At 39.5% G+C, this 12,008-nt stretch carries 8 protein-coding genes and 1 rRNA gene; 2 read left to right on the forward strand and 7 right to left on the reverse strand.

Features of this window, described 5'->3' with window-relative positions; genetic code table 11:
• Positions 1–65: 65 nt before the first annotated feature.
• The 4 genes from BAOM_RS23405 to BAOM_RS23420 form a co-directional block, all read right to left on the reverse strand.
• Positions 66–1,615 (reverse strand): 16S ribosomal RNA (locus BAOM_RS23405).
• A 463-nt stretch (positions 1,616–2,078) separates the two neighbouring features.
• Entirely contained in the window at positions 2,079–3,272 is a 1,194-nt protein-coding gene (locus BAOM_RS23410; RefSeq protein ID WP_127762316.1) for a class I SAM-dependent rRNA methyltransferase, read from the reverse strand.
• Between the two features lie 132 nt (positions 3,273–3,404).
• Entirely contained in the window at positions 3,405–4,427 is a 1,023-nt protein-coding gene (locus BAOM_RS23415; RefSeq protein ID WP_127762317.1) for a PTS sugar transporter subunit IIC, read from the reverse strand.
• 674 nt (positions 4,428–5,101) lie between these two features.
• Complete coding sequence (locus tag BAOM_RS23420; protein WP_127762318.1) at positions 5,102–6,004, reverse strand: glutamate biosynthesis transcriptional regulator GltC; 903 nt, start codon at positions 6,002–6,004, stop codon at positions 5,102–5,104.
• Positions 6,005–6,168: 164 nt separating this feature from the next.
• On the opposite strand from BAOM_RS23420, the gene gdhA reads away from it, so the two are divergent.
• Together gdhA and BAOM_RS23430 are read left to right on the forward strand one after the other, a co-directional pair.
• Positions 6,169–7,551, forward strand: a complete 1,383-nt coding sequence (gene gdhA, locus BAOM_RS23425; protein ID WP_127762319.1) for an NADP-specific glutamate dehydrogenase — start codon at positions 6,169–6,171, stop codon at positions 7,549–7,551.
• A 194-nt stretch (positions 7,552–7,745) separates the two neighbouring features.
• Complete coding sequence (locus BAOM_RS23430; RefSeq protein WP_127762320.1) at positions 7,746–8,474, forward strand: DUF3784 domain-containing protein; 729 nt, start codon at positions 7,746–7,748, stop codon at positions 8,472–8,474.
• 145 nt (positions 8,475–8,619) lie between these two features.
• Here BAOM_RS23430 and rbsB read toward each other — a convergent pair whose 3' ends face one another.
• Genes rbsB through BAOM_RS23445 form a run of 3 tightly spaced genes read right to left on the reverse strand, consistent with a single transcriptional unit; the run spans position 8,620 to position 11,991 of the window.
• The gene (gene rbsB / locus BAOM_RS23435) at positions 8,620–9,540 is read right to left on the reverse strand and encodes a ribose ABC transporter substrate-binding protein RbsB (RefSeq protein WP_127762321.1); all 921 of its coding nucleotides are present in this window, start codon (positions 9,538–9,540) and stop codon (positions 8,620–8,622) included.
• Between the two features lie 14 nt (positions 9,541–9,554).
• Positions 9,555–10,508 (reverse strand): ABC transporter permease, encoded by a 954-nt coding sequence (locus BAOM_RS23440; protein WP_127762322.1) that lies wholly within the window; start codon positions 10,506–10,508, stop codon positions 9,555–9,557.
• A 1-nt stretch (position 10,509) separates the two neighbouring features.
• Positions 10,510–11,991 (reverse strand): sugar ABC transporter ATP-binding protein, encoded by a 1,482-nt coding sequence (locus BAOM_RS23445; RefSeq protein WP_127762323.1) that lies wholly within the window; start codon positions 11,989–11,991, stop codon positions 10,510–10,512.
• Between the last annotated feature and the right edge of the window lie 17 nt (positions 11,992–12,008).

Below are 12,008 nucleotides of genomic sequence, written 5' to 3' on the forward strand. Positions count from 1 at the left end.
TTCAAAACTGAACAAAACAAAAGCGCCTCTTTAATGAAGAACCGAAATTCTTCATGTTTCCTTAGAAAGGAGGTGATCCAGCCGCACCTTCCGATACGGCTACCTTGTTACGACTTCACCCCAATCATCTATCCCACCTTAGGCGGCTGGCTCCAAAAGGTTACCTCACCGACTTCGGGTGTTACAAACTCTCGTGGTGTGACGGGCGGTGTGTACAAGGCCCGGGAACGTATTCACCGCGGCATGCTGATCCGCGATTACTAGCGATTCCGGCTTCATGTAGGCGAGTTGCAGCCTACAATCCGAACTGAGAATGGCTTTATGAGATTCGCTTACCCTCGCGGGTTCGCAGCTCTTTGTACCATCCATTGTAGCACGTGTGTAGCCCAGGTCATAAGGGGCATGATGATTTGACGTCATCCCCACCTTCCTCCGGTTTGTCACCGGCAGTCACCTTAGAGTGCCCAACTGAATGCTGGCAACTAAGATCAAGGGTTGCGCTCGTTGCGGGACTTAACCCAACATCTCACGACACGAGCTGACGACAACCATGCACCACCTGTCACTCTGTCCCCCGAAGGGGAACGCCCTATCTCTAGGGTTGACAGAGGATGTCAAGACCTGGTAAGGTTCTTCGCGTTGCTTCGAATTAAACCACATGCTCCACCGCTTGTGCGGGCCCCCGTCAATTCCTTTGAGTTTCAGCCTTGCGGCCGTACTCCCCAGGCGGAGTGCTTAATGCGTTAGCTGCAGCACTAAAGGGCGGAAACCCTCTAACACTTAGCACTCATCGTTTACGGCGTGGACTACCAGGGTATCTAATCCTGTTTGCTCCCCACGCTTTCGCGCCTCAGCGTCAGTTACAGACCAGAGAGTCGCCTTCGCCACTGGTGTTCCTCCACATCTCTACGCATTTCACCGCTACACGTGGAATTCCACTCTCCTCTTCTGCACTCAAGTCCCCCAGTTTCCAATGACCCTCCACGGTTGAGCCGTGGGCTTTCACATCAGACTTAAAGGACCGCCTGCGCGCGCTTTACGCCCAATAATTCCGGACAACGCTTGCCACCTACGTATTACCGCGGCTGCTGGCACGTAGTTAGCCGTGGCTTTCTGGTTAGGTACCGTCAAGGTACGAGCAGTTACTCTCGTACTTGTTCTTCCCTAACAACAGAGCTTTACGACCCGAAGGCCTTCTTCGCTCACGCGGCGTTGCTCCGTCAGACTTTCGTCCATTGCGGAAGATTCCCTACTGCTGCCTCCCGTAGGAGTCTGGGCCGTGTCTCAGTCCCAGTGTGGCCGATCACCCTCTCAGGTCGGCTACGCATCGTCGCCTTGGTGAGCCGTTACCTCACCAACTAGCTAATGCGCCGCGGGTCCATCTGTAAGTGATAGCCGAAACCATCTTTCCATCTTCTCTCATGCGAGAAAAGAAAGTATCCGGTATTAGCTCCGGTTTCCCGAAGTTATCCCAGTCTTACAGGCAGGTTACCCACGTGTTACTCACCCGTCCGCCGCTAATCTCAGGGAGCAAGCTCCCGTTGATTCGCTCGACTTGCATGTATTAGGCACGCCGCCAGCGTTCGTCCTGAGCCAGGATCAAACTCTCCGATAGAATTTGACTTGCTCATGTTGCACTTTTTATAGTGTGTGCTCACTTAAAAAATTAACGTTGGCGCTTTGTTTTGTTCAGTTTTCAAAGAGCAACCTTTCAACTTTTTCATCTTAACACAAGAATGAATAGTTGTCAACTTCTACGAAGTTTTTCTGGTTTATTAAATCGCCTTCTCTCTTGGCGACTTCTTTATAATACTCTCCTCACATAATAAAGTCAACATCTTTTTTTTAAAAAATAAACTTACCTTTATTTAAAGAAAGATATAAAACTTATACAATTGGTCGAAGCACTTTTTCATTGCATCTATATTATTGTTACTTCTTCAATAAATTAATCAAGATTCACAACGAAAAATAAAGTGGCTCATACCATTTATCTTCTATAAAGATTATCCCTGATTTAACTCTCAACATATATAAAAAGACATACATGCCCCCTATATCGGCATGTATGTCCCTTTTCACCCTTTTTGAATAAACACTACCTTCAAATAGTTGCCTTCTTTAAATTCAGAAATTGTTTTAAAATCCTCTGGTAAAGAAAACTGTTCAAGTATTCTATACCTTTCATTACTCTCACGAAAAGCTCCATCAATGAATTGTTTAAATTTCTTCATATCAAATGTACTACAATTGGTCGAGGCTACAATTATTCCATGATCTTCAGTAATTTGAATCGTTTCTTTTAATAAATTTTGATAATCCTTCGCTGCACTAAATGTAAATTTCTTTGATTTTGCAAAGCTTGGTGGATCAAGGATGACCATATCGAATCTTAAATTCTTTTTTATTGCATATTTAAAATAATGGAATACATCCATTACAACAATATTGTGTTTTTCAGGATCAATACCGTTTACACGAAATTGCTCCTCCGTTTTTGGTAAACTGCGATTGGCTAAATCCACACTTGTCGTTCTTGTCGCTCCGCCTAGTGCAGCAAATACAGAAAAAGCCCCTGTATAAGAGAACATATTGAGCACATGCTTCCCCTTTGCATATTGATCACGAATCGTACGACGTACATCCCGTTGATCAAGGAAAACCCCCACCATCGCTCCATCATTCAAATAGACAGCGAATCGAACACCATTTTCTTTCACAAGTAATGGAAATTCCGGCTGCTCACCCAGAACAAAATCATCACCTTCCACATACTGCCCTTTCGTATCAAAGCGCTTTTTCTCATAAATTGACTTCACTTTAACAACTTGTTGTAACGCATTAATCACATACTCTTTAAATGTATAAATCCCTTTGCTATACCAGTTAATTACATAGTGACCGTCATAATAATCAATAATTATGCCGCCGATGCCATCTCCCTCTCCATTAAAGAAACGAAAGGCAGTCGTTTCAGGATTTTCAAAGAAAGCTTGACGATTCTGAAAGGCTTGACGAATTTTTTTCACAAAAAATTCGGTATTGATACTTTCATGTTCGCTTCGCGTTAGCAGCCAGCCGTATCCTTTATTTTGCTTTCCAAAGTATCCTCTAGCAATAAAGTGATTACGCTCATCTACCAGCCTAATAATGGTCCCTTCATCTTGAAGATCCTGATTATTTAAGATAGACTCCTTCATAATCAACGGATACCCTTTTTCATACTTAGGAACAAATTTTGCTTTTACTTGAATCTGCATCTCTACATTCATTGATTCCATCTCTTCTCTACTTTCTCAATTTCTGTCCTTTCCCATTCTACCCTAAAATGAACAAAAATCTTCATGTATAATAATAAGAGCAGCTTGATGTTTTCCATCAAGCTGCTCTTATTATTTTCTATTCTATCGTACTTCTAAATGTAATTCTCCTGCTTTTACTTTCCCCATCATTTTTAATAAACGATGAATAGAAAGTGTAATGATAATAGGCAATACCATACCAACTGCTACGTAAATTAAAAATGTTGTTAATCCTTGTGTTGTGATAATCGCAATCGGTGCAATTAATGAGCTTAATCCCATGCCAGCCAACTCATACGATACTTGAAAATCAAATAACATCGTGGCAATTGGTGCACAAACGATTGCAGCAATAAACGTCGGAATCACATACAGCGGATTTTGAATTAAATTCGGAAACTGAACTTTCGGTGTAACAACTGATTGAGCTAAGAAACCGCCTAAATCATTATCTCTTAAAGACATAGCTGTAAAGCCTACAAATTGCACTGTACATCCAATTAACGCCGCTGCACTTGATACTGGATCCATCTGCAAAGCAATCGCTAGCGCAGCAGAGGATGCGGGGGTCATTAAAAGAATACTCCATACAAGAGAAATAACCATTGAACCGATTAACGGTGAACCTTCAACACCCATTGTAATTTGACTACTTAACCAGTTTAAAAACGGTGTTACAACTAACGCTAAATAATAACCAGATACTCCGCCAACTAACACAGCTGCAAATGGAATTGCCATAATATCAAGGATTGTTTTACCCTCTAAACGTTTCCCAATATACGTTGCAATTAATGCTGCGATGACCGCACTAATTGGTTGTCCTGTGACAATCGTAAAAGCACCCTCAGCTGTTCGCTGAATCGCCGCGCCACCGACCGCACTAGAAGCCATTGCACTAAAGATTACTAATGAGTTACCACCTAACTGATAGGCAACTCCAGCACCGATAGCTGGCCCTAATAGAACTTTCGCTGCGCCACCGATTGCCAAAAAGACATCCCATCCTAAATACTTACCAAATGATTCGAATAATAAACCAATTCCTAACGTGACCAATACCGCATTCGCAATTCCTGTCGAAGCTTTATACATTCGATCACTAACATATCCTCGTTCTTTCATCTTATTCCAACTCCCGGAATTTTCTGAATTTTCAAACCTATATAATCAAATAAAAACCCGTCCTTTTGGATGGGCGCTCGCTTTCACTTATTACTGCTTGAGCGCCTTCGTAAAACAATGATAAGCGGGACTCAAACAATTCCATGTTATGGTTGTTTCAGTCCTTTTAACATAATAAGAGAATAATAATATTAGTAGCTGTATGCGTATGATTACTCACCGAAATGTTCCCCTTCCATAATGTCTGTTGTTATAATAGCATTAATATTCTGAAAATGTAAATAACAAATTCTATTCTGATAAAATAAAAACGCTTACATAATAACCATTAAACCATTGATTTATAAACATTTTACAGAAAATCCTGCGTTTAACAATTACTCGTCGATATATTTCGATATAATTATTAGTTTTCCTCAAGAATTACTCCAATATAATACAGGAAAAGCACTAACTTTTTTCAATGTTATCTTTATAGAACAATTCTCTAATCCATCCCTAAAAAAGAAAAGTCACTTTTAATCAAAAGGCTTTGTTATAGAAAACGGTTGATTTTTGGCTTCTGCTCGCTCTGGTCTCATAAAACATGAGAGACCCCCATCGTTTTATCAACCATATTGTCTAAGACAACTAATCAAAAAAAGAATCCATCTAAGATGAATTCTCCCCTAATATTATTGAAACCCTTGTAATTGATTAAAGAAGTCCCTCATAAAATCATAAAAAAGTTGTTCCGTAGGCATCAAACTTCTATCAATTGGAATAATCACCCCTACAGAGCGCCTTACTTGAGGATCTTTAATTCGTAATTTCACCGTTGAGCGCGGCAAACTATCCACTAGTGTAATTTCTGGAATTAACGTTACACCAAGTCCTGCTGCTACTAAGCCTTTAATTGCATCAGTATCTTCTCCTTCAAAGGCAACGTTCGGTTCAAACCCGTGCTGACGACAAGCATCAATCACCACGTCTCTTAAAATAAATCCCGTTGGATACAATACAAAAGAATCATTTTGAAGTTCACTTAAATTTAAAGATGATTTCTGAGCTAAAGGATGATTTTCTGAAACAAGCGCCACCAGTTCTTCTGTGAAAAATATTTCACTTTCAATTTTTTTATCACTCGGTGGTGTTGGCCCAAGTAACGCCATACTTATATCACCTTTAATGACCGAATCAATTAAGTGAACATACGCACCTTGCTTTAATTTAAAACGAACATTTGGATATTGCTTTCGAAAGGCAGAAATTACATTAGGTAGTACATTCGCAGCTAAACTACTGGGGAAACCAATTCGAACAGTCCCCTTTTCTGGATCAAGACTTTCCGCTAATTCCCTTTTCGCCTCATTAATAACACCAACGACTTGTTGCATATGATTTAAGAATGTTTTACCAATTGGTGTAAGTTTAATTGTACGACCTTCACGGAAAAATAAATGTACACCTAATTCAGCTTCTAAATTAAATATTTGTCTACTCACAGCAGATTGAGCAACATGTAAAGCCGCGGCTGCTTCCGTCATATGTTCTCTTTTTGCTACTTCTATGAAGTATTCAATCTGTCTTAGTTCCATATATGTAACCTCTTTCATCTTAAAACGGCATTTTATTTATCTAATATTCAGATTGTTATTATTAATTCTACACGATACGATACATATATCAAAAACATTAAATTAATAACTTTTGTTTACATTATATAATAACCAAATTATTAAATTAAGGGGAGACAGACAAAATGGCAACTATCCAAGAGACAAACCAACAAGAACTTCAAATCGCTAAAGATTATGTAAGCACTGTATACCAACAAGTAAAAGACAGAAATCCAAATGAAAGTGAATTTCACCAAGCTGTTAAAGAAATTTTCCTTTCATTAATTCCTGTTTTCGCTAAACAACCTAAATATATGGAAGCTGGTATTCTAGAGCGTATCGTTGAGCCAGAACGCATGATTACTTTCCGTGTTCCATGGACAGATGATCAAGGTAAAGTACATGTAAACCGTGGTTTCCGTGTACAATTCAACAGCGCAATCGGACCTTACAAAGGTGGATTACGTTTCCACCCATCCGTTAATGCAAGTATTATCAAATTCTTAGGATTTGAGCAAATTTTCAAAAACTCATTAACTGGACAGCCAATCGGCGGCGGTAAAGGTGGATCTGACTTCGATCCTAAAGGTAAATCAGATGCAGAAATCATGCGTTTTTGTCAGAGCTTCATGTCTGAACTAGGTCGTCACATTGGTCAAGATACAGACGTACCTGCAGGTGATATCGGTGTTGGCGGTCGCGAAATCGGCTATATGTTCGGACAATACAAAAAAATGCGCGGCGCTTATGAAGCTGGTGTTTTAACAGGTAAAGGTCTTGGTTTCGGTGGAAGCTTAGCTCGTACAGAAGCAACTGGATACGGTACAGTTTACTTTATGCAAGAAATGTTAAAAGATAAAGGCTTACAATTCCACGGCAGCACAGTTGTTGTATCTGGATCAGGTAACGTGTCAATCTACGCAATCGAAAAAGCAACTCAACTAGGTGCAAAAGTAGTTGCATGTAGTGATTCCAACGGTTACATCTACGATAAAAACGGAATCAACCTTGATACAGTAAAACGCTTAAAAGAAGTAGAAAGAAAACGTTTAAGCGAATATGTAGATGCTCATCCTGAAGCAGAATATTATGAAGGAAGCACAGGTATTTGGTCTATTCCTTGTGATATCGCTCTTCCATGTGCAACTCAAAACGAGATTGATGAAGAATCGGCAAAATTACTTGTTAAAAACAACGTAAAAGCTGTTGGTGAAGGTGCGAATATGCCTTCAACACTTGAAGCAATCGATGTCTTCTTAAATAACGGAATCCTTTTCGGACCAGCAAAAGCAGCTAACGCTGGCGGTGTTGCAGTTTCTGCTCTTGAAATGGCTCAAAACAGTGCAAGAATTGCTTGGAGCTTTGAAGAAGTTGATGCAAAACTACACGCAATCATGGAAAATATCTATAAAAACAGCGTTGAGGCAGCTGAAGAATACGGCCAACCTGGTAACCTAGTAGTAGGTGCTAACATCGCCGGATTCCTTAAAGTAGCAGACGCTATGATGTTCCAAGGACTTGTTTAATTTCATATAACTTAGTTAAGACTGTCGAGATTTTCTCGGCAGTTTTTTTATTGATTTTGATCTATTTATAAAACGTTGTTTCACATGAAACAAGCTAAAAGCCTTTTATAAACTGAATGGAATCTTTTATATGCACCATTTCATGAAATGAATGGTAATATGGGTGAAATAAACCTAAAAGGGGGTGCTCTATCATGTCAGGGCTTATGATTGTACACTTAGGGGTAGCTTTCCTATTGTTGCTGCTTGGCTGGAGTATTCGACACAAAAAAGCATATTGGTTAATATCCGGCTTTAATAATCGCTCAGATGCAGAACAACAACAGCTAATTCAAAATGGCTATCCTCAAAAAACAGGCTCTTGGCTTCTGCTCACTGGAATGGGCTTGCTCATTTTACTGCCTTTATCCTTTACGTCTTTCCCTTATGCATTCGAAGTTCAATTTGGCTTTCTCCTTATTTTCACATTAAGTGGTAGCATTTATCTATCGAAATATGAGCTGCCAGCAAAGCGTAAGCGAAGCTATATTATTTATTCTATCCTCTTTGTCATTATAGTAGGGTTCGTTGTCACACTTTTTCTTATTGGAGAAAAAAAGAGTGAATTCATTTTAAAGAAGACATCATTTGAGATTACCGGTATGTCTGGGGATGAGTGGTCTTACTCAGACATCACAGAAGTGAATTTACTAAATGAAATGCCCACAGTTACATCCAAGTTAAATGGCTTTGGCACCGAACGAGTTGCAAAGGGCTCTTTTAAAGTAGAGGGCTATAACCGCAGTATACTGTTCATTCATAAAGATGGATCGACTCAAGTTCTACACATAGAAGTCGACGGAAAGAACATCTTCATTAATGGCGAGAATGCAGAAGAAACCAAAGCCTGGTATAAACAGCTACAGTCAGTTACATATAAATAAATCCACCTATCTATTTTATCAGCCATATTACTTAATAAAACAATTTCAAAAAGGCTGTGTTCAATCAACAGCGTCATATAACAAAGCCTCAAAAAAACAGGCTTCCTTAAAGAACGAACTTTAAGAAAGCCTGCTTTTTACTGTTTTATTCTTTTGTTACCAATTTCAATGGTACAGAAATCGTTTCTTCTACTTTTTCACCTTTAAGGATTTTTTCAGCAGCTGCGATTGCTTCTTCACCGATTAAAGCAGGTTGTTGCGCAACTGTTGCTGATAAGTCTCCTGCTTCAACAGCTTTTAGTGCATCTTCATTGCCATCAAAACCAACAACAAGAATATCTTTACCTGTTGCTTTAATTGCTTCGATTGCACCTAAAGCCATTTCATCATTATGAGCAAATACACCTTGAATATCTTTATTTCCTTGAAGCATATTTTCCATTACATTAAGACCTTTTGTACGGTCAAATTCAGCTGTTTGGCTTGATAAAACATCCAGTTGCTTATCCGCAATATTATGGAAACCTTCACCACGTTCACGAGTAGCAGAAGCACCTGATACACCTTCTAATTCAACTACTTTTGCGTTTTCACCAAGTTGTTCTACCATATATTTAGCCGCTTGTTCTCCACCAGCTACGTTATCAGAAGCGATAAATGTTACAACTTCTCCTTCATCTGCAGAACGGTCAACTGTAATAACCGGGATTCCTGCATCATTAGCTGATTGAACAGCTGAAGAAATCGCAGCTGAATCTGTAGGATTGATAATTAAAAGGTCTACTTTTTTCAGAATTAAGTCTTCAATTCCACTAACTTGTTTTGCTGTATCATCTTGAGCATCAACAACAGAAACTTCCATTCCTTTTTCTTTTGCCTTTGCTTCAATACCTTCTTTTAATGAGACAAAGAATGGGTTATTTAATGTTGAAATACTTACACCCACAGTTACATCTTCCATTGATTCTTTTGGCTCAGCCTTGTTGTTCTCTAAATTAGACTCAGATGAGCAAGCTGCTAAAACCATGAGCGAAAGAACCATCAAAATTGAGAATAACTTCTTCATTGTATGCACCTCTTTTAAGATTTTTTACGATCTAATAAGACCGCAACTATGATAACTACACCTTTCACCACTTGTTGATAGAAAGATGAGACACCTAACAGGTTTAGACCATTATTCAGTGTACCGATAATTAGCACACCAATTAATGTACCGAACAGGCGGCCTTTCCCGCCATTTAAGCTTGTACCGCCCAATACAACCGCAGCAATCGCATCCATTTCATATGCTTGACCAGCTGTAGGTTGTGCAGAATTTAAACGAGATGTTAAGATTGCTCCTGCCAACGCGGCCATTGTTCCAGCAATCCCGTAAATCATAATTTTGACACGGTCTACTTTAATACCAGAAATTCGTGCCGCTTTCTCATTCCCACCAATTGCATATGTTTTTCTTCCGAAAGACATTTTATGAAGCAGGAACCATAATACGAAAAAGGCAATAATCATAATGACTACCGGAACAGGTATTCCAAAGAAGTACCCTCGACCAAGCATATGGAATAACTCTGAATCCCCTAATCCTGTAACGGGCTTACCTTCTGTATAAACGAGTGTCAAACCACGGTAAATAGTCATCGTTGCAAGGGTTGCAATAAATGGTGCCATCTTTCCTTTTGTAATAAGCAATCCATTTAATACACCCATTAGTGTACCCAGTAAGACCCCAACTAATATAGCTAAAATTGGGTCCATCCCAGACACCATCATACCCGCCATTAATGCACTAGATAACGCTAAAATAGAACCAACAGATAAATCAATCCCACCTGTTAAAATAATAAAGGTCATCCCAAATGCAATGAGTGCATTAATCGATGTTTGACGCAATAAGTTCATAATATTTAAAGGTTCCAAAAAGGATGGATTTAATGCTGCGATGACAACAAATAAAAGCAGCAATGCGAATAGCGGTCCAAACTTTTGCCAAATCGATGTATTACCATCATTTAGTTTTCCTTGTGTACTCAACCTAGTTCCCTCCTGTCGCTAATGCCATAATTTTTTCTTGTGTTGCTTCTTGTCTAGCTAATTCACCAGCAATTTTCCCTTCATGAATAACCAAGATTCGATCACTCATTCCAAGAACTTCTGGAAGCTCGGAAGAAACCATAATAATCGCTAAGCCACGCTCTGTAAGTTCATTCATTAGTTCATAAATTTCTCGTTTCGCACCTACATCAATCCCTCTTGTTGGCTCATCCATAATTAATACTTTAGGAGACGTACCAATCCATTTGGCAATAACTACTTTTTGCTGATTTCCTCCAGATAAATTACCGATAATGGTTTCTGGCGAAGCTGTTTTTACGGAAAGACGTTTCACCATCATCTCCACAAACTGCTTTTCTTCGTTTGCTTTCACAATACCATTTGGAGCAAAGCTTCCTAAATTCGGTAACCCTATATTTTCTCGAACTGAAAAGTCTAGAATAAGGCCTTCATCTTTACGATTTTCGGTAATAAAAGCCAGTCCATGTTTTACCGCATCTATCGGTTGACGAATGCTTACTTTCTTTCCTTCAATGAAAACCTCACCGCTATCGGCCTGATCCACTCCAAAGAGAGCACGCATAATTTCTGTTCGACCTGCTCCCATCAACCCTGCAACACCAAGAATTTCTCCTCGATGTACAGACATATCGACATGGTTAAATACGCCTTTTCGACTTAACCCTTTAATCTCTAAAACCGTTTCACCTAGCTTTGCTTCACGATGCGGGAAACGATCTTCTAACTCACGGCCAACCATTTTCTTTACCACTTCTTCAAAGCTTGTCTCTGGAATAGGAGTCGTATCTACGGTTTGACCATCGCGCATTACGGTAATCCGATCACAGATTGCAAAGATTTCTTCCATTCTGTGTGAAATATAAACAAGCGAGACACCTTTAGCTGTAAGCTCTTTCATGATTTCAAACAGCTTATCAATCTCTCGATCCGTCAAAGCGGCCGTTGGCTCATCCATAATAATGACTTCTGCATCCGTCATCAACGCTTTCGCAATCTCAATCATTTGCTGTTCTCCAACAGAACAAAGACCTGCCTCTTTATCAAATGGAAGCGAAATATTTAACGTCTTAAAAATGTCACTCGCGATTTTTTGCATTTCTTTTGTTTTTAAAACACCAAATGCATTTGTAAGCTCACGACCAATAAATAAGTTTTCTAAAACAGTCATTTCTGGCCAAATATTTAATTCTTGGCGAATGAAGGCTAATCCTGAACGCTCAGCTTCAAGCGAGTTTTTAAACACCGTCTCTACGCCATTAATCTTAATCGTTCCTTTATCTTGTTTATGAAGGCCGGTTAAGATATTCATCAAGGTTGATTTTCCAGCACCATTTTCACCCATAAGTGCATGGACCTCACCTGGTTCCAGATCAAAGTCCACACCTTCTAGCACCTTATTTTGACCAAACGCTTTATAAATATCGCGCATCTCGATTTTCATCTTCTGCACCTCGTTTC

Source organism: Peribacillus asahii (genome assembly GCF_004006295.1).
Lineage (GTDB): Bacteria > Bacillota > Bacilli > Bacillales > DSM-1321 > Peribacillus > Peribacillus asahii_A.